The sequence below is a fragment of the Salinisphaera sp. LB1 genome (genome assembly GCF_003177035.1).
Taxonomy (GTDB): domain Bacteria; phylum Pseudomonadota; class Gammaproteobacteria; order Nevskiales; family Salinisphaeraceae; genus Salinisphaera.
Genome location: NZ_CP029488.1, coordinates 528514 through 545819, shown reverse-complemented (window position 1 = coordinate 545819; position 17306 = coordinate 528514). Strand labels below are relative to the sequence as shown.

At 65.5% G+C, this 17306-nt stretch carries 18 protein-coding genes; 7 read left to right on the top strand and 11 right to left on the bottom strand.

Features of this window, described 5'->3' with window-relative positions; genetic code table 11:
* Window positions 1–45 precede the first annotated feature (45 nt).
* Window positions 46–717 carry a glutathione S-transferase gene (locus SALB1_RS02370; protein ID WP_109992405.1) on the top strand — a complete coding sequence of 224 codons (672 nt, stop codon included), beginning with the start codon at window positions 46–48 and terminating at the stop codon, window positions 715–717.
* Window positions 718–779: 62 nt separating this feature from the next.
* Here SALB1_RS02370 and SALB1_RS02365 read toward each other — a convergent pair whose 3' ends face one another.
* The 6 genes from SALB1_RS02365 to hemB all read right to left on the bottom strand — a co-directional run bounded on the left by SALB1_RS02365 (window position 780) and on the right by hemB (window position 5709).
* Window positions 780–1355, bottom strand: coding sequence for a hypothetical protein (locus tag SALB1_RS02365; protein WP_109992404.1), 576 nt, complete (start codon window positions 1353–1355; stop codon window positions 780–782).
* Between the two features lie 125 nt (window positions 1356–1480).
* Window positions 1481–2206, bottom strand: a complete 726-nt coding sequence (gene nfi / locus SALB1_RS02360; protein ID WP_109992403.1) for a deoxyribonuclease V — start codon at window positions 2204–2206, stop codon at window positions 1481–1483.
* Window positions 2187–2672, bottom strand: a complete 486-nt coding sequence (gene mntR / locus SALB1_RS02355; protein WP_109992402.1) for a manganese-binding transcriptional regulator MntR — start codon at window positions 2670–2672, stop codon at window positions 2187–2189. The genes nfi and mntR overlap by 20 nt, the downstream gene beginning before the upstream one ends.
* Before the next feature lie 20 nt (window positions 2673–2692).
* Complete coding sequence (aroE, locus tag SALB1_RS02350) at window positions 2693–3532, bottom strand: shikimate dehydrogenase (RefSeq protein WP_109992401.1); 840 nt, start codon at window positions 3530–3532, stop codon at window positions 2693–2695.
* 82 nt (window positions 3533–3614) lie between these two features.
* Window positions 3615–4700 (bottom strand): lipopolysaccharide heptosyltransferase II, encoded by a 1086-nt coding sequence (gene waaF, locus SALB1_RS02345; protein ID WP_109992400.1) that lies wholly within the window; start codon window positions 4698–4700, stop codon window positions 3615–3617.
* Between the two features lie 7 nt (window positions 4701–4707).
* Window positions 4708–5709, bottom strand: a complete 1002-nt coding sequence (gene hemB, locus SALB1_RS02340; protein WP_109992399.1) for a porphobilinogen synthase — start codon at window positions 5707–5709, stop codon at window positions 4708–4710.
* Window positions 5710–6205: 496 nt separating this feature from the next.
* Here hemB and SALB1_RS02335 point away from each other — a divergent pair, with 496 nt between their 5' ends.
* Together SALB1_RS02335 and SALB1_RS02330 are read left to right on the top strand one after the other, a co-directional pair.
* Window positions 6206–6772, top strand: coding sequence for a sigma-70 family RNA polymerase sigma factor (locus SALB1_RS02335; RefSeq protein WP_109992398.1), 567 nt, complete (start codon window positions 6206–6208; stop codon window positions 6770–6772).
* Window positions 6769–7521, top strand: a complete 753-nt coding sequence (locus tag SALB1_RS02330; RefSeq protein ID WP_109992397.1) for an anti-sigma factor domain-containing protein — start codon at window positions 6769–6771, stop codon at window positions 7519–7521. The genes SALB1_RS02335 and SALB1_RS02330 overlap by 4 nt, the downstream gene beginning before the upstream one ends.
* A gap of 5 nt (window positions 7522–7526) precedes the next feature.
* Here the strand turns inward: SALB1_RS02330 and SALB1_RS02325 are convergent, their stop codons facing one another.
* A complete protein-coding gene (locus SALB1_RS02325; RefSeq protein WP_109992396.1) occupies window positions 7527–8378 on the bottom strand; it encodes a DUF547 domain-containing protein in 852 nt (283 codons plus the stop codon).
* Between the two features lie 172 nt (window positions 8379–8550).
* A complete protein-coding gene (locus SALB1_RS02320; protein ID WP_109992395.1) occupies window positions 8551–9525 on the bottom strand; it encodes a malate dehydrogenase in 975 nt (324 codons plus the stop codon).
* A 236-nt stretch (window positions 9526–9761) separates the two neighbouring features.
* On the opposite strand from SALB1_RS02320, the gene SALB1_RS02315 reads away from it, so the two are divergent.
* The 4 genes from SALB1_RS02315 to SALB1_RS02300 are packed head-to-tail and all read left to right on the top strand — an operon-like array spanning window position 9762 to window position 14338.
* Entirely contained in the window at window positions 9762–11018 is a 1257-nt protein-coding gene (locus SALB1_RS02315) for an NAD(P)/FAD-dependent oxidoreductase (protein ID WP_109992394.1), read from the top strand.
* On the top strand, window positions 11015–11779 hold the full coding sequence (locus SALB1_RS02310; RefSeq protein ID WP_199678665.1) for a DUF1365 domain-containing protein: 765 nt from the start codon (window positions 11015–11017) through the stop codon (window positions 11777–11779). The genes SALB1_RS02315 and SALB1_RS02310 overlap by 4 nt, the downstream gene beginning before the upstream one ends.
* Before the next feature lie 10 nt (window positions 11780–11789).
* Complete coding sequence (locus SALB1_RS02305; RefSeq protein WP_109992392.1) at window positions 11790–13010, top strand: cyclopropane-fatty-acyl-phospholipid synthase family protein; 1221 nt, start codon at window positions 11790–11792, stop codon at window positions 13008–13010.
* Window positions 13007–14338 (top strand): MFS transporter, encoded by a 1332-nt coding sequence (locus SALB1_RS02300; RefSeq protein WP_109992391.1) that lies wholly within the window; start codon window positions 13007–13009, stop codon window positions 14336–14338. The genes SALB1_RS02305 and SALB1_RS02300 overlap by 4 nt, the downstream gene beginning before the upstream one ends.
* Window positions 14339–14514: 176 nt before the next feature.
* On the opposite strand, the gene SALB1_RS02295 is transcribed toward SALB1_RS02300, so the two are convergent.
* The 3 genes from SALB1_RS02295 to hemE are packed head-to-tail and all read right to left on the bottom strand — an operon-like array spanning window position 14515 to window position 17256.
* Window positions 14515–15264 carry an SDR family oxidoreductase gene (locus SALB1_RS02295; RefSeq protein ID WP_109992390.1) on the bottom strand — a complete coding sequence of 250 codons (750 nt, stop codon included), beginning with the start codon at window positions 15262–15264 and terminating at the stop codon, window positions 14515–14517.
* Entirely contained in the window at window positions 15257–16201 is a 945-nt protein-coding gene (locus SALB1_RS02290) for an acyltransferase (RefSeq protein ID WP_109992389.1), read from the bottom strand. Before SALB1_RS02290 ends, SALB1_RS02295 begins: the two co-directional genes overlap by 8 nt.
* Window positions 16201–17256 (bottom strand): uroporphyrinogen decarboxylase, encoded by a 1056-nt coding sequence (hemE, locus tag SALB1_RS02285; RefSeq protein WP_179950723.1) that lies wholly within the window; start codon window positions 17254–17256, stop codon window positions 16201–16203. Before hemE ends, SALB1_RS02290 begins: the two co-directional genes overlap by 1 nt.
* Window positions 17257–17306: the final 50 nt, after the last annotated feature.

Genomic DNA, 17306 nt, shown 5'->3' with positions numbered 1-17306 from the left:
GTCGGGTTATGGTCGATGTCATCATTGTCATCATAAAAGCCGGCCATGATCACGGTTCACCATCTCGAAAATTCGCGTTCGCAGCGTGTGCTCTGGCTGCTCGAAGAGCTGGCGATCGCGTACAAGGTCGAACGTTACGCGCGTGACCCGAAAACGCAGCTCGCCCCCGATGCGCTCAAGCGTGTTCATCCGCTCGGCAAGGCGCCGGTGATTACGGACGGGCGCCGCACCGTGGCCGAGACCGGCCTGATCATCGACTACATCGTACGCGAGCACGGCGACGGTCAGCTCGCGCCGGCGCCGGACAGCGAGGACCACCTGCGCTATCAATACTGGTTGCATTACGCCGAGGGATCGCTGATGCCGCCGCTGCTATTGCAGTTGGTCTTTGACACCGTCGAGAAGAAGACGCCCCTGCCGGCGCGGCCGATCGCTCGCGCGATCTGCGGACAGGTCAAAAAGCAGTTCATCCGGCCGCAGCGGCTGCTGCATTTCGATTATCTGGAAAACGAATTGCGCAGTCACGAGTGGTTCGTGGGCGAGCGCTTCAGCGCCGCCGATATCATGCTGAGCTTTCCCATCGAGGCTGCCATGGCGCGGGGCGGCACTGGCGAACGGTGCCCGAAGCTGCGCGAATTTGTCGAGCGTATCCATGCCCGGCCGGCCTACCAGCGGGCGCTCGAGCGGGGCGGGCCGTACGCTTTTGCGCATTCCTGAAACAAAAAAGCCCGGCCTTGGTCGGGCCGGGCTTTGACGGGCGTTGGCGAGTCGAGCGAGCGCTAGCCGCCGTTGTTCGAACCGGCTGACTGCTGTTGTTGCTGCTGCTGCTGAAGCTTGCCGCGCACGCTCTTCATCTCGGAGATGAGCTGAGGCGTCTTCGGGTTCTGCTTCTTCATGGCCGCGATGGTGTCGTTTTCGAGCTTCTGGCCCGATTTCTTGATAGCCGGCTGCGACAGCGCCGCATTGCGCGCCTTGACCATCTTCTGACGCTCGTTCTGGAAGTTCTGCATGACCTGCTTGCGCTGCTTGTCATTCAGCTTGCCGGATTGCAGCTTCTTGGCCATCGACTGCATGCGCTTCTGGCCCGACTTGATGTCGTAGCCCTGCTTCTTGATGGCGCCCTTGACCTGCTGCTGGAACTGCTGCTGTTCTTTGGCCAGTTGCGGGTTGTTCTTGATGGTCTTGTCGTGGATCTGCTTGAGCTGCTTGGCGTCCGAGCGGTACGTCTTCATCAGCTGCTGGGTGTTGTTCTGGCTGCTGTTGCTCTGGCCGCCATTATCGGCGGCGACTGCCATGCCGGTGAACGACAGCGCGGCAATCGCCAGTGTGCCGAGGATGCAAAAACGTTTGATCATAGAAAAACCTGTAGGTTAGGTAGGGAATTGACCGAGTCGGCTGTGACCGCGCAAAAGCATAACAGTTGCATTAAAACGGCCAAAAATTTGCGGCGAGCCGGCCTGCGCCGTACTCGCGCGCCTTGTCAACGACGAGAAGCAAGCCGATCGGCGGCCCGCGTCGTCTCCGGCAGGCGATAACGCGTCAGCGTTCGTGCGGTCCACTCGATCGCCGTACCGAGATCGATACGATGCCCGGGCGATATGAAGATTGGCTTAACGCCAGCCCGGGAGCGCAGAACTGCACCAATGGTCTCATGGCCGTCCAGGAGCGGGGTCCAGGCCAGGCGTTGTTCGGGCGCGGCGTCGTAGGTGCCGGTGAGGCGTTTCTTGGCCACGCCGATGGTCGGCAGGCCGCTGACCAGACCCAGATGGGTGGCAACACCCAGCCGCCTGGGATGGGCGATGCCGTGGCCGTCCACCATCAGCAGGTCCGGCAGAGTCGAGAGTTGTGCCAGTGCATCGAGTGCAGCCGGGATCTCGCGGAACGACAGCAGGCCCGGAATGTAGGGCATGCGGGTCGGGCGGCGCACCAGCGCCTGCGTGACCACGCTCAGGTCGGCCGGATCGAGCACCACGACTGCGGCGCGTGTGGTGGCGCCGCGATCCTCGAAGCCGATATCCACGCCGGCTACGGTCTGTATATCGCGCGGCAGCGAATTGCGGGTGTCCACGTATGTGGCGATCGCATCCTGAATGGCGCGCCCGGCGCGTGCCTCGCGCGGCCAGGCATGCTCGATCCGCCGGCGGCCGTCCGCGGTCTCGGTCTGGCGGATGGTCGGGGCCGTGGATTCATCCGGGCTCACGGTCATCCGCGAATCGGCGCATGATTTCCATGGTCTCGTCCGAGATGTGATGCTCCACGCCCTCGGCGTCCTGGCGCGCGGTGTCTTCGGACACGCCCAGCGCGCGCAGAAACCGCAACACCACGATATGCCGCTCGCGCGATACGCGCGCCATGTTATGGCCGGCTTCGGTGAGAAAGATCGAGCGATAGGGCTGGCTGGTGACCAGCCCGGCTTCCGTCATCCGCCGGATCATCTTGCCGACCGTGGCCTGGGTCACGCCCATGCGCTGGGCCAGTTCGACCGCACGCGCTTCGCCCTTGGCGTCGATCAGGTCGGCGATCAGTTCGACGTAGTCCTCGATCAACTCGGTTTCGTGCGCCTTGCGCACGGTGCTGTACTGCCGCGCATGGATCTGCGGGTCGAGCAATTCGCCCGAGGTATCGTCGCGCAGAACGTGATCGAGCTCTTGGGCCGGGGACCGTGCGTTCATAGTCGCACCATTATAGCGGTTCAGCCGGGCCGGCGTGTGGCGTCGCGCAGCGCGGCGATAACCGGTGCGGTCGCCGGACGGATGCCGCGCCAGAGCGCGAACGATTCGGCCGCTTGCTCCACCAGCATGCCGAAACCGTCGCGCCCGGCCGTCACGCCGTGTTCGGCTGCCCAGCGCAGGAACGGCGTGGGCGCATCGGCATAGATCAGGTCGTAGACCGCGCCGGCGCGGGCCAGCACGCGCGCGTCGATCGCCGGCATACTGCCCTCGGTCAGGCCGGCGGAAATGGCGTTGATCACCAGATCGGCATCGGCGGGGGCCGCGTCGAGCGCGCAGGCCGAAACCGCGCCCATGTCCGCACAGGCGTCGGCGATCGCGCGCGCCTTGTCGGCACTGCGATTGGCGATCGTGATGCGGGCCGCGCCGGCGGCCAGCAGATTCGGCACCACGCCGCGCACCGCGCCGCCGGCACCGAGAATCAGCAGGCGGCGACCCGCGATCGCCACGCCCAGATTGTCGACCAGATCGGCGACCAGGCCGGCGCCGTCGGTGTTGTCGCCGACCAGCCCGTCGGCGCTGGCCATCAGCGTATTCACCGCGCCGGCCCGGCGGGCGCGTTCGGTCAACCGGTCCGCCAGTTCGGCGGCAGCCGTTTTGAACGGCAGGGTGACGTTCAGCCCAGCACCGCCGGCAGCGAAGAATTCGCCCGCGACTCGTTCGAAGCCATCGACGGGGGCCGGCAGCCGGGTGTAGTCCATGGTCTGCGCGCACTGCTCGGCGAACAGGCGATGGATGTCCGGCGACCGGCTGTGTTCGACCGGGTGGCCAATGACGGCATAGCGATCAGGGGCTGGAGACATGAAACGAACGCTCGCGGCGGATACGGGCGTTTATCGTGACCAAGCCGCCCGGCGGGCGCAAACGCTCAGTCGGCCTTGGCGTCTATTCCGAAAGGCTCTGAATCGTCGGATGGTAATGCGCGATCGCGTGCAGCGAGGCGATGGTGGCCGTTCCCGGATCGGTACAGGCGGTGAAGACATCGCGCACCGGCAGGTCTTCCATGCAGGCGTGATGGCCGAGCGGGCACTGGCGCCGACGACACGGCGAGCAGTCCATACCGCGCCACAGACGCTGCGAGGTAGGCGCCAGCGGCGGAGCATAGTCGGGGTCGGTCGAGCCATACAGGCCAATCACGCGGGGCGCGGCGGCCGAGGCCAGATGCATGACGCCGGTATCGTTGCCGACGAACTGGGTGGTGCGCGCGGCTAAATCGACGATATCGACCAGGGTCGTGCGCTCGGCCAGGTTCACGCCGTGTTTCGGGGCGGCTGCGGCGATCGCGGCGGCCACCTCGCGATCGGCGGCGCTGCCGAAGATCCAGCAGCTCTGGCCGGCCGCATCCAGACGCGCGGCCAGCGCGGCATAGTGCCGTGTCGGCCAGGCCTTGGCGCCGCCGTAGGCCGCGCCCGGCGCGAAGCCGACCACCGGCCGATCCAGGTCGAGGCCCAGCGCGGCGATCAACGCGTTCTGGCGTGCGGCATCAACGCTCAGACGCGGCCAGTGCATCGGGCCGAGCGCGTCGCCTTCGGCTGCGGTGCCGAGTAGGGCGTAGTGCTGGGCCTTGAGTGGATAGCGCGTCTTGTCGAGCGTACGCAGGTCGTTGATCAGGCCCGGGCGCAGTTCGCCGCGATAGCCGGTGCGCCGGGCAATCCCGGCCAGCCAGGGCACCAGTGCGGCCTTGGCGCTGCGCTGGGGGACGATGGCCTGGTCGTAGCCGCGCTCGCGCAGTTCCCGCGCCGCCGTGCGCCGCCGGGACCAGGCGAACTTGCCGTGCGTGACGTTCATGATCACGGCGTCGTCCACTTCGGGCATGCGCGCGACGAGCCGGGCGGTTGCCGCGGGCGCGAGCACGTCGATGGTCGCTGCGGGCAGCCGTGCGCGCAGCGCCATGAACAGGCTCTGCGCCATCACCATGTCGCCGATCCAGGCCGGGCCGACGACCAGAATGCGCTCGGGCTGCGAGGGCATCGGGGGTTCAGTCGGCCAGCCAGCGTGCGGCGTCCTTGGCGAAATAAGTGAGTACGCCGTCGCAGCCGGCGCGCTTGAAGCCCATCAGACATTCCAGCACGGCGGCGCGCTCGTCCAGCCAGCCGTTGTTGATGGCGGCCTTGAGCATGGCGTATTCGCCGGAGACATGGTAGGCGAAGGTTGGCACGCCGAAGGTCTCCTTCACGCGATGAATGATGTCCAGGTACGGCATGCCCGGCTTGACCATCACCATGTCCGCGCCCTCGGCCAGATCCAGCGCCACCTCGCGCAGGGCCTCGTCGGTATTGGCGGGGTCGACCTGATAGGTGCGCTTGTCGGCCTTGCCGAGGCTGGCGGCCGAGCCGAGTGCTTCGCGGAACGGGTTGTAGTAGGCCGAGGCGAATTTGGCCGCATACGACATGATGACCGTGTTGATGTGGCCGTCGGCCTCGAGCGCGGAGCGCATGGCGGCGATGCGACCGTCCATCATGTCGGACGGCGAGACGATGTCCACGCAGGCCTCGGCATGTGCACGCATCTGCTCGACCAGGATGCCGATGGTCGGATCGTTGATCACATAGCCGTCGTCGTCGATCACGCCGTCCTGACCGTGGCTGGTATACGGGTCGAGTGCGACATCGGTCATCACCCCGAGCTGCGGGAATTCAGCCTTGATGGCGCGAATGGCCTGGGGGATCAGCCCGTCGGGGTTGGCGGCCTCGGCCGCATCCGGGGTTTTCTTCGCCGGGTCGATGACCGGGAACAGCACCATCGCGGGAATACCCAGCTCCGCGGCCTCGCCCGCCTCGCGCAGCAGCCCGTCGAGGGTATGACGGCGCACGCCGGGCATGGCGACCACGTCCACCGCCTCGCCCTCGGTAACGAATACCGGATAGATCAGATCGTCGACCGAGAGGTGATTTTCGCGCGCCAGGCGGCGGGTAAAGTCGCGGGCACGCCCACGACGCAGGCGAGTGGTGGGGAAGGAACCGGGAAAGGTATGCGGCATGACGAGCCTCGGCGGCGTACAAAGTTGGCGCCGACGATAGAACCGGGCGCACGGCGATTCAACTGGGACGGTGTCGATCGGCCCGGCGCGGGGCCGAAACCAGCGCACGATACCCGGGATTGCGCCGCACGGGCAGGCATCGTGCACGGCGGCGCAATGGTCGCGCGGTGGCGTTCTCATGCCCGGGCGTAAGGCTGCCCGGCCGGTCGCGCGGTGCCGCCTGCCGACCGTCGACCAGCGTGGCTGGGTGGGACCCTGTCTACGGCCGTGGTTTCGAGCGGGCTGCTGGCCCCTGCGATCGGTCGCCGTCATGGATCGTTGCTTCGGTCGCCCGGCCACGCGGGGTGCCGCCGTCAATGGCAGTCGCGCGTCGAGACGATCACAATTGAGTTGTGCGGCATAAGCCGTCAGACTAGTGCCATTAATGGGGGATCATGGTAGACGATGACAACCCGGTATTTGGTTAAACTGCGCCCGGCGGGTGCAGGGCGGCAGGATGGCTGAGCGCGAACAGCTGGCCGAATGGCTCGCGGCGACGGCGCGTGGCGACGAGCAGGCGTTCAAACGTCTGTATGCGGCGACCTCGCCGCAACTTTATGCGTTGTTGCTGCGTATCCTACGCAGCCCCGAACGGGCACAGGATGCACTGCAGGATGCGTATGTGCGCATCTGGCAGAAAGCCGATACCTACGCGCCGGAGCGTGGCGCACCCTTGACCTGGCTGTTGTCGATCGCGCGTTATCGTGCGTTGGATATGCTGCGGCGGCGACGCCCCGAAGTCGCCATGCCGGAAGAGCCCGACCGGGTCGCCACGCTTCTGGAGGATGAACAGAGCTTGTCCCCCGCACAGGAAAACGAAAATCAGCAGTCACTGGCTGCGATCAACGCCTGTCTGGGCCAGTTGTCCGATGAGCAGCGCGAAAGCGTGCTGCTCGCCTACTATGAAGGGCTGACGCATCAGGAGCTCGCCGAGCGCATGGACGCGCCGCTGGGTACGGTCAAGAGCTGGATTCGACGGGGCCTGCTGCGCCTGCGCGATTGTCTGGCGGGGGGCGCGGTATGACGACGCCCGAACATGACGAGCTGGATCTGATGGCGGCCGAGTACGTGCTCGGCACGCTGGAACCCGAACACGCCAGAGCCTTCCAGCAGCGCCTGGTGCACGATGCCGCAGCCCGCGCGCGCCTCGCCTTCTGGGAGCATCGTCTGGCGCAGCTCGGTCTCGATCTCGAGCCCGTCGCGCCGCCCGCCGAGGTCTGGGGCCGGGTAGAGCGGGCCACCGGCTTGTCCCGTCGGGACCCAGCCGCGGCGCGCACGGGTGTTGCGCCCGCCGCCGCGGCCAACGACAGACGCGTTGTACGTCGCTGGAAGCGCCTGGCGCTCGCCGCGTCGGTGGCCGCACTCGCGCTGGCCGGTCTGTCGGTCTACGAACTGCCGGTCTGGCACGGCGGCAGCGAGAGCCCACCGAAGTACGCCAGTGTCATCTATGACAAGCCGACCGGCATGAGCTGGCTGGTCACGTCCTCCGACAATGGCCGCAAGCTGTCCGTGCAGGCCATGGGCGACTTCAGCGTGCCTTCGGGCAAGATGCTGCGCATGTGGATCAAGGCAGCCAATGGCCGGCCGCACCTGGTGGGCCGATTGCCGCACACCCGCGGCCATTACACCATGACGCTGTCACCCCGGGTGGCAGACGAACTCGGCGATCACAGCGAGATCATGGTGTCGATGGAGGACACCTCACGCGCGGGCACGACCACGCCGGGCGGCAAGCTGATGTGGGTTTCGCCGGTGGCGCATCGCACGGGCTGACGGGATCAATGGTCGTGGGCCGCCTTGGCCGAGACGTTGGCTTCGGAATTCAGTGCCCAGTCGAAGTCGTAGCCGGCGATGTGCCGGTCGGCTTCCAGATGTACGGAGAGCTGGGGCGCGGCATATCGGCGAATGTGGTTGATCACGCCGCGCTTGTCGCCGCCGAAGTCGTCCTTGTACCACTTGTAGATTTTCGAGATCTTTAGCCCACCGTCGTGATCGAAGCGCACGCCCTCGGGTGAATTGACATAGTCCTCCGCGTTCTCGTACAGCGCCGAGTACACGTTGCTGCCGGTGTAGGCGGTCTGGCGCAGGCTGGCACAGGATATGGCGCCACAGCTCAGGCCATAGAGCGTCAGCCCGTCGGTCCAGATCGGGCGGAGAATGCGACGGCTGATGTCGTTGAGCGTCAACTTCTGGCCTTCGACCTTGAGCACTTTCTTCTGCCACGGACCGTGGTGCAACAGGCTGCCGATGTCACGGACCGACTTGATCGGGTAGTGCTGGAGAACCAGGTCGATGGTTTCCGCGTTGTAGAGATTGAGCCAGTAGGCGCGCTGGACGTGGCGGTTGTAGTGGTCGATATCGACCTTTTCCAGGGTTTGGATGTAGTGCTCGAGCTTGTGCCGATCGGCGCTGGAGACGTCGCTGTAGCGCACGCCGTTCGGCCCGTCCTGATGAACCACCACATACTTCTTCAGAAACGCGTCATAGGCGCCGTTGTCGATCGTGGCCGTCGATTGGCTGTCGTGGGCTTTCCAGCGGGCCCACAGTTTGGCCGTCGATTCGGACTGCGCCTGCGCGGCAACGCTGACGAGGCCGAGGCCGAGCGTAAGAATCCAGAATAGGCGGCGCATGAACGTCTCCGGTTGTTTCGGGCGGTGTGCGGGGCGCACACCGACGGTCACTCAGAGTAGCCGCGCGGACGACGCCTTACAAATCACATCTCCCGATTGCCAAGGTTTTGATATGGAAAATAAAAAAAGCCGGCACGAGGCCGGCTTTGTCACTTATCGGGCGGGCTCGGCGCTACAGTAGATGCGCGACCGCTTCGCGTTCGCTGCGCAGTTCGTCCTCGGTGGCCTGCATGCGCTCGCGGGCGAAATCGTTGATCGCCAGATCCGGGACGATCTTGAACTCGCCGTTGGCGCAGGTCACCGGAAACGAATACATGATGCCCGGCTCGATGCCGTAGCTGCCATCAGCCGGAATGCCCATGCTCACGATCTGGCCGTTGGTGCCGGCCACCCAGTTGCGCATGTGGTCGATCGCCGCGCTGGCCGCCGACGCCGCGCTGGATGCACCGCGGGCTTCGATGATGGCCGCACCGCGCTTCTGCACGGTCGGGATGAAGTCGTTCTCGTACCACGCCTGGTCGACCAGGTCGAGCGCGGGCTTGCCCTTGACCGTGGCGTGCGACAAGTCCGGGAACTGGGTGGAGCTGTGGTTACCCCAGACCATCATGCCCTCGATGTCCGTGACCAGGCTGCCGGTCTTCTGGGCCAATTGAGACAATGAACGGTTGTGGTCCAGGCGCATCATCGCCGTGAACTGGTTATTGTCCAGATCCGGCGCATTGTTGGCGGCGATCAGCGCGTTGGTGTTGGCCGGGTTGCCGACCACCAGCACCTTGACCTCCTTCGAGGCATGATCGTTCAGGGCCTTGCCCTGCACCGAAAAGATATCGCCGTTGGCCTTGAGCAGATCCGACCGCTCCATGCCCTTGCCGCGCGGCCGCGAGCCCACCAGCAGTGCATAGTCCGCGCCGGCGAAGGCTTCTTCCGGCTTGTCGGTGCCGTGGATTTCGGTGACCAGCGGGAAGGCACAGTCGTTGAGTTCCATGATCACGCCCTTGAGCGCATCCATGGCCGGCGGAATTTCCAGCAGCTGGAGGATGATCGGCTGGTCGTGTCCGAGCATCTCGCCGGTGGCGATGCGAAAGATCAGTGAATAGCTGATCTGGCCGGCGCCCCCGGTTACGGCTACGCGTACGGGATCTTTCATGGCGGCTCCTTGGTTGAACGACGTGTTCGTGTGTACGAATCAGCGGGCCCGACATCGCGGGGCCGACCGATATCATGAACGGCAAGCCGAGGGGCCCGGGAAGGGTCGCGCCTTGCCAATAATGCGCGACAGAGCATAGCCCAAACCCAAAATACCGTCCAAAGACGAAGCGCTCGACGCGGGCCGGCATCGGCTCGTGGCACTATGAGCACAATTCAACGATCGGAATGCAGTGGATGCAGACAATCGCAATTATCGGCGGGGGCATAGCGGGTATGGGCGCGGCGTGGCTGCTGCGCGACAGCGCCGAGGTTACCCTGTTCGAGGGGGCCGACAAGCTTGGCGGTCATGTCTGCACGATCATGGATGGCGCCCAGCCGGTCGATACCGGTTTCATTGTTGCCAACGATCGCAATTATCCCTGTTTCAATCGTTTTCTCGACGAGCTCGGTGTGGCCACACAGCCCAGCGACATGTCGTTCGGGGTCTCGATCGGCAACGGGGCGATCGAATGGGCCGGCGACAGCCCGGCCAAGTTGTTCGCGCAACCGGGGCTGGCGCGCGATCCGGCGCACTGGCGGATGATCGTCGATATCCTGCGTTTCAACCGCCGCGCCAAGCGCATGCTGGCCGCCGATCGGGTGCCGGATATGGCGCTGGGTGAATTCCTTGACCACCACCGCTTCAGCGAAGCGTTCGCGGCGCGCTATCTGTTGCCGATGGCCGCCGCGATCTGGTCCACGCCCACCGCGGAGATCCGTCGATTCCCGCTGGCGGCGTTCCTGCACTTCTTCGACAATCACGGCCTGCTCGATGTCCGGGACCGGCCGCAGTGGCATACGGTCGTCGGCGGCAGTCATGCCTACGTGCACGCGGTGGCTGCCATGCTCGGCGACCGGGTGCGTTGCGCCACCCCGATCCAGCGCGTCCGGCGCCAGGCCGACGGCGTAACGGTGATCACCGAACGCGGACGCACGCTGCATTTCGACCAGGTCATCTTCGCCTGTCATGCCGACACGACCGCGCGGCTGCTGGTCGATGCCGAGCCGCTGGAACGCGCGCTGCTCGGTTCGTTCTCGTTCCAGCCCAACCGCGCGGTGCTGCACAGCGACGCCAGCCTGATGCCCAAGCGCCGGCGTGTGTGGTCGTCCTGGAACTATCAGGCCGACCGGGCCGGGATTTCCGGCCAGCGCGTGGCGGTGACCTACTGGATGAACCGGCTGCAGTCGATCCGCGGCCCGCGCGAATATTTCGTCAGCCTCAATCCGCTGGCCGAGCCGGACCCCGCCCAGGTAATCGCCGATATCGGCTATTCGCACCCGGTGTTCGATCGTGCCGCACTGGCGGCGCAGAAGCGGCTGCACGAAATCCAGGGCAACGGCGGTGTATGGCATGCCGGCGCCTGGTGTGGTTATGGTTTCCACGAGGACGGCCTGGCCGCGGCGACCCGCGTGGCCGGGGCGCTGGGCGCCCAGGCGCCGTGGCCAGGGTGAGCGCGCCCGCACTGTATCGCTGCCGGATCATGCACCGGCGGCCGGGGCCGCCGCGCTACCGGTTCATGTATCGGGCGTTCTTCGTGTTGTTGGATATCGATGCCATCGACTCGGCCTGTGCCAGCTCGCCGCTGATATCACGCAATCGCTTCAATCTTTTGTCGTTTTACGACGCCGACCACGGCCCGCACGACGGCAGCGATCTGCGCGCCTGGCTGGACGCCGTGCTTGCCGAGCACGGCGTAACGCTCGCCGGGGGGCGCGTGCGGCTGCTCGCCATGCCGCGCGTGCTCGGCTACGGCTTCAATCCGATCAGCCTGTATTACGCCGAACATGCGGACGGCACGCTGCGCGCGCTCGTTGCCGAGGTACACAACACCTTCGGTGAGCATCATGTCTATGTGCTGCACGACGACGGCCGGCCGATGGATTGGCGCGCGGCGCGCGACAAGGCCAAGCAATTCCATGTTTCGCCGTTCTTCGATCGCAGTGGCACGTATCGTTTTCACGTCATGCCCCCGGAGGCGCGCGTGGGGCTGGGCATTCGGTTGTATGACGAGGCCGGCGGCCTGCGCATCGCCACGACGGTGTCCGGTCGGCGACAGCCATTGTCCACGCGCAGCATCGCAATTGCCGCCTGCCGCGTACCTCTGATGACACTTAAGGTCACGGCGGCAATTCATTGGCAGGCGCTCAAGCTCTGGTGGCGCGGGGCGCGGTTCCATACCAGGCCTGAGCCGCGACGACCGAACCGATCGTAAGAACGACAACATGAATTCGACTTCGTACCGCGCGACCGTGGCATACGGTCGCCCCGTGGGCTGGCGCGAGCGCGCCGTGGTCAAACGGCTCGATCGCCTGGTCTGCGGCCGTCTGGATGTGCGGCTGCCCAGCGGCAGCGCGGCGTGTTTCGAGGGCGAGCGCCCGGGGCCAACGGCCACGCTGCATATCCATTCGCCGCGCATGGTCACGCGGTTGTTCAGGGCCGGCTCGATCGGCTTTGCCGAGGGCTATATGGCCGGCGAGTGGGACTGCGATGATCTGCCGGCGCTGATTTATCTGTTGCATCTCAACACGGCGGCACTGGAGCCGGATTTCTCGCGCCTGCAATGGCTGTACTCGCTGGTTTCGGGGATTCGTCACCGGCTGAACGCCAACAGTCGGTCGGGCTCGCGGCGCAATATTGCCTATCATTACGATCTCGGCAACGAGTTCTACGCCCACTGGCTGGACGAAACCTGGACTTATTCATCGGCGCTGTTCGCTTACCCCGACGAACCGCTGGCGGTGGCCCAGCGACGCAAGTACGACGCGTTGCTCGATCGCCTCGCGCCCGAGCCGGGCGATCATATTCTCGAGATCGGTTGTGGCTGGGGCGGCTTCGCGCGCCATGCCGCGGCCACCCGCGGCGTGCGGGTGACCGGCATCACGCTGTCGGCAGAGCAGCTGCGTTTCGCGCGCGAACAGGCCGACGCCGCCGGTCTGGCCGATCGCATCGATTTTCATCTCTGTGATTATCGCGATGTGGCGGGCCGTTACGACCATGTGGTTTCGATCGAGATGTACGAGGCCGTGGGTGAGGCCTACTGGCCGGGCTATTTCAAGACCATCCACGATGCGCTCAAACCGGGCGGCCGCGCCGCCATCCAGGCGATCACGATCGACGACGGACGTTTCGACTATTACCGCAAGAACGTGGATTTCATCCAGGAATACATCTTCCCCGGGGGCATGCTGGCTTCGCCGGAGATTTTCGCCGCCTATGCGGAAAGCGCTGGCCTGACCGAGCTCGACCGCGATTTCTACGGCCGCGACTATGCCCGCACGCTGATGCGCTGGGACAAGGCCGTGGTCGCAAACGGGGCTGAGATTCAGAGCCAGCGGGGCGCGCCCTTCTATCGCATGTGGCGCTATTATCTGGCTTACTGCGCCGCAGGTTTCACCTCCGGCAACATTGACTTGATGCAGATCGGTTTCCAGCGGCCTCGATGAGCCGCCGCTATCCCGTCTCGCGGCTGGCGCCGTATGGAGGGCTGGGCCTGCCGCTGGCCGCACTCGGCCTGCCGCTGACCGTTTTCCTGCCTCCATTCTATGCCCAGATGCCTGGCCTTAACACGGGCATCGTCGGCATTCTCATCTTCGCCGCGCGTCTTTTCGACGTCTTCACCGACCCGGTGATCGGGACCGTGTCTGACCGTACACCGGCAATTCTCGGGCGACGCCGGCCTTATATTGCCGTGGGTACGCCTATTCTGATGCTTGCCGCCTGGTTTCTTTTCGTTCCAGGCGACCATGCTGGCGCGGCCTATCTGTTGGTCTGGAGTATGGCCGCGTATCTCGGCTGGACACTCATCTATCTGCCGTACACCACGATGGGCGCCGAACTGTCGGCCGACTACGACGAGCGCACGCGCATCACGGCCTGGCGCGAGGGGTTTTTCGTACTGGGTACGATGGTCGCGATCGTGCTGCCGGCCGGGGTGAGTGAACTGGCCGGTGGCGCGGCCGCCGGGTTGGAGGCGATCGCGATCTTCCTGCTGGTCGCACTGCCGGTCGCGGTCGGTCTGTTTCTCTGGCGAGTGCCGGAGCCGGGCGGGGCGGCCTCGAACGTGCCCTGGTCGGATAGCGCGCGACTGCTGGCGGCGAACCGGCCATTCCGGCGCCTGGTCATCGCCTATCTGTTCAATGGCGCGGCCAACGGGTTGCCGGCGGCGTTGTTCCTGTTTTTCGTGCAGTCGGTGCTCGGTGCCAGCCAGGCGACGGCCGGGATTTTCCTCGCCATCTACTTTCTGTCTGCCGTGGCCGGCCTGCCCGTCTGGTTCTGGATCGGGCGTCACTGGTCCAAGCATCGGCTGTGGTGTGCCTCGATGGCGTTCGTTGCAGGCGTGTTCATCTTCACAGTCACGTTGGCCGACAACACTTACAGTTACGTCGCCTACACGCTGATCTGTATTCTGGGCGGCTCCTGTCTGGGCGTGGACCAGGCCACAGCCGCCTCGATCCAGGCCGATGTGATCGACGAGGATACGGCCGCCGGCGGCGATGGCCGCGCCGGGCTGTATTTCGGGCTCTGGGGCATGGCGACCAAGCTCGCTTTTGCGGTGGCGCTCGGCATCGCCTATCCCGCGTTGTGGCTGGCGGGCTTTGATGCCGGCCAGCCCAACGACGCGACCGCGCTCTGGACGCTGGCGGCGCTTTACGGGCTGTTGCCGGTGGCGATCAAGATCGGTGTCATCCTGCTGATGTGGGATTTTCCGCTGGACCGTGCGCGCCATGCCGAACTGCAGCGTGCCATCGGTCGGCAAGATGCTATCTATTAATCCGGCGTCAAGACAGCTGACTTCATCAGCTGTTTTCACCGCCTTCAAAAATAAAAGCCGGCGCCTGTCCGTCTTTTATTTTCAAAGGCTTCGCGGCCAATGGCCGCGGCGCGCATGCCGTCGCATACTCGCGCTATTAACCCGAAAAATCATCTATTTTTGTGCCGGGTTAATAATCAAGCGCCGGTGACACGGCGGATGATCGGGAAATAGGCCGCGTAGGGCAGGCGCTGGAAGGTCTTCAACAGCCAGACCAGCCGGCGCGGGAACGCGATCTCGAAGCGACCGGCCTCCAGGCCCTGGCGGATGCGTCGGGCCGCATCCGCGGCGCCGATCACGAACGGCATCGGGTGCTTGTTGTCGGCGGTCAGCGGCGTGGTGACATAGCCTGGGCAAATCACGCTCACGGCCACGCCGGAGCCGACCAGATCCAGGTGCAGGCTTTCCGCCAGCGAGATCATGGCCGCCTTGGACGCGGCATAGGGGGCCGCTCCCGGCAAGCCGCGATAACCCGCCACGCTCGCGGTCATCGCGATGCGGCCGGTGCCGCGCGCCTGCATGGCCGGCAGTACGGCGCCGATGCCGTTGACCGTGCCACCGTAATTTACGGTCATGCGCCGATTCACGTCCGCGGCATCGAAGTGGCGCACATCGAAGCTCGCGCCGATACCGGCATTGAACACGGCCAGATCGATCGGGCCGTGTTCGGTGGCGATGCGCTGCGCCGCGTCCGCGCAGGCCGTGGCGTCGGTGACGTTCAGGGGATAGGCGGTGATCGCCTCGGGGCGTTGGTCGGCCACGGCGGCCAATGCATCGGCGCGGCGCGCCGAGATCGCGACCCGCCAGCCGTGATCGGCGAGCTCGATGGCCAGGGCTTCGCCGATACCGGAGCTGGCGCCGGTAATCCAGGCAATGCGCTCAGGCATGATGGCCTCCGGTGGCGAGATCGTGGAAGGCGCGTTGCGGATTTTCGGGGTCCTGGATGGCGGCCACCTCGGCGTCCTTCGCGGCCCAGAGTTCGCCTAGCCAGGCCTTGAAGCGATCGCGGTATTGCGGGTCGGCGCCGTAGTCGCCGTCAGCGAGTTCGGGCGGGACCGCGAGATAGCGCACGCGTACCGCCACCTCGGGAATCCGGCCGCATAGTACATCCCAGAACTTCGGCTCGGGCGTATCGATGTAAGCGACCGTCATGTCGAGAATGCCGTCGAGCACGTCACGCATGGCATTGACGGCAAAGGCCGTGCCCCCAGCCTTGGGCGGCAGTAGCGTGCGATATGGCGAGTTCGCTGCCGCCCGTTTGGCCGGCGTGGAACGCGTGCCTTCGGCGTAGTTGACCAGGGAGACCGGCTGCCGCCGAAAGACCTCACAGGCGCGCCGCACCGCGTGCATGTCTTCGTTGCGCAGCTCGGGATGCTTCTCGATCGCGGCCCGGCTGTGGCGTTTCATGAACGGAAAATCCAGCGCCCAGCAGGCCAGCCCGATCACCGGCAGCCAGCGCAGCTGTTCCTTGATGAAAAAACGCGGAAACGGCAGCTGGGGATCGATCGCCCTGATCAGCAGCATGACATCGGCCCAGCACTGATGATTCGAGATCAGCACATAGCGGCCGTCCGGATCGTCGGCCATCTGCTGCTGGTAGCGTAGGCGGGTGCCGCTGATGCCGAAAATCAGCCCGTTCGATCCGCGCGCCCATGCCTTGGCGATGCCGAGTACGACATCCGTGGCGCGATCGCGGGCACGGCCGGGTGGCAGCGCGAGCTTGACGATACTGGCCGGCACCAGCGGAATGCCGCCGAGAATCGTCAGCCCGATCAGACCGACGACGATCGCGATACCCCGCACGGGCCCGGCCAGCGCGGGCATCAGCGGGCCGAGAACTCGTGGACGGCGTCGACCAGCGCGCCCACATGCGTGGGGTCCACCTGCGGCGTCACGCCGTGGCCGAGGTTGAACACATGCCCCGGCCGGTCGCCGAAGCGATCGAGGATATCGCGCACTTCCGTGCGTATGCGCTCGGGTTCCGCGAACAGGATCGCCGGGTCGGCGTTGCCCTGAAGTGCCACGCGATCACCCACGCGCGCTGCTGCGTCGTCGATGTCGATGGTCCAGTCCAGCCCGATCGCCGACGTGCCGCTGGCCGCGATGTGCTCTAGCCACGGGCCGCCGCCCTTGGTGAACAGGATCGTCGGCACGTTGCCATCGGGCCCCGGTTCGAGTCCGGCCACGATCTGCGCCATGTAGGCCAGCGAGAATGCCCGGTAGTTCGCCGGCGACAGCACGCCGCCCCAGGTGTCGAAGATCTGAACGGCCTGTGCGCCGGCCGCGATCTGGGCGTTGAGGTAGGCGACGGTTGAGAGCGCCAGCACATCCAGCAGGCGATGTAGGGCGTCCGGTGCGTTGTACATCAGCGCCTTGATATGTTCGTAATTCTTCGACGGGCCGCCCTCGACCATGTACGTCGCCAGCGTCCACGGGCTGCCGGCGAAGCCGATCAGCGGCGTCTTGCCGTCCAGTTCGCGCCGGATCAGCTTGATCGCGGCCGGGACATAACCGAGCTCATCTTCGATGTCCGGAATCACGAGCCGGTCGATGGCGGCGGGCGTACGGACCGGGTGGGCGAAATGCGGTCCTTCGCCAGCCACGAAATGCAGGCCCAGCCCCATTGCCTCGGGGACCGTGAGGATGTCGGAGAACAGGATCGCGCCGTCCAGATCGAAACGGCGCAGCGGTTGCAGCGTGACCTCGCAGGCCAATTCCGGATTCTGGCACAGATCGAGAAAGCTGCCGGCCTTCTCGCGCAGCTTGCGGTATTCGGGCAGATAACGCCCGGCCTGACGCATCAGCCATACCGGCGTGGCGTCCACCGGCTCGCGCCTGAGGGCCCGCAGCAAACGATCATGGGACATGGGGTACGTCAGCGGACGATGAGTGATGCTGGGATTCTACCGATAGCCGCAGGCCGGGCGAT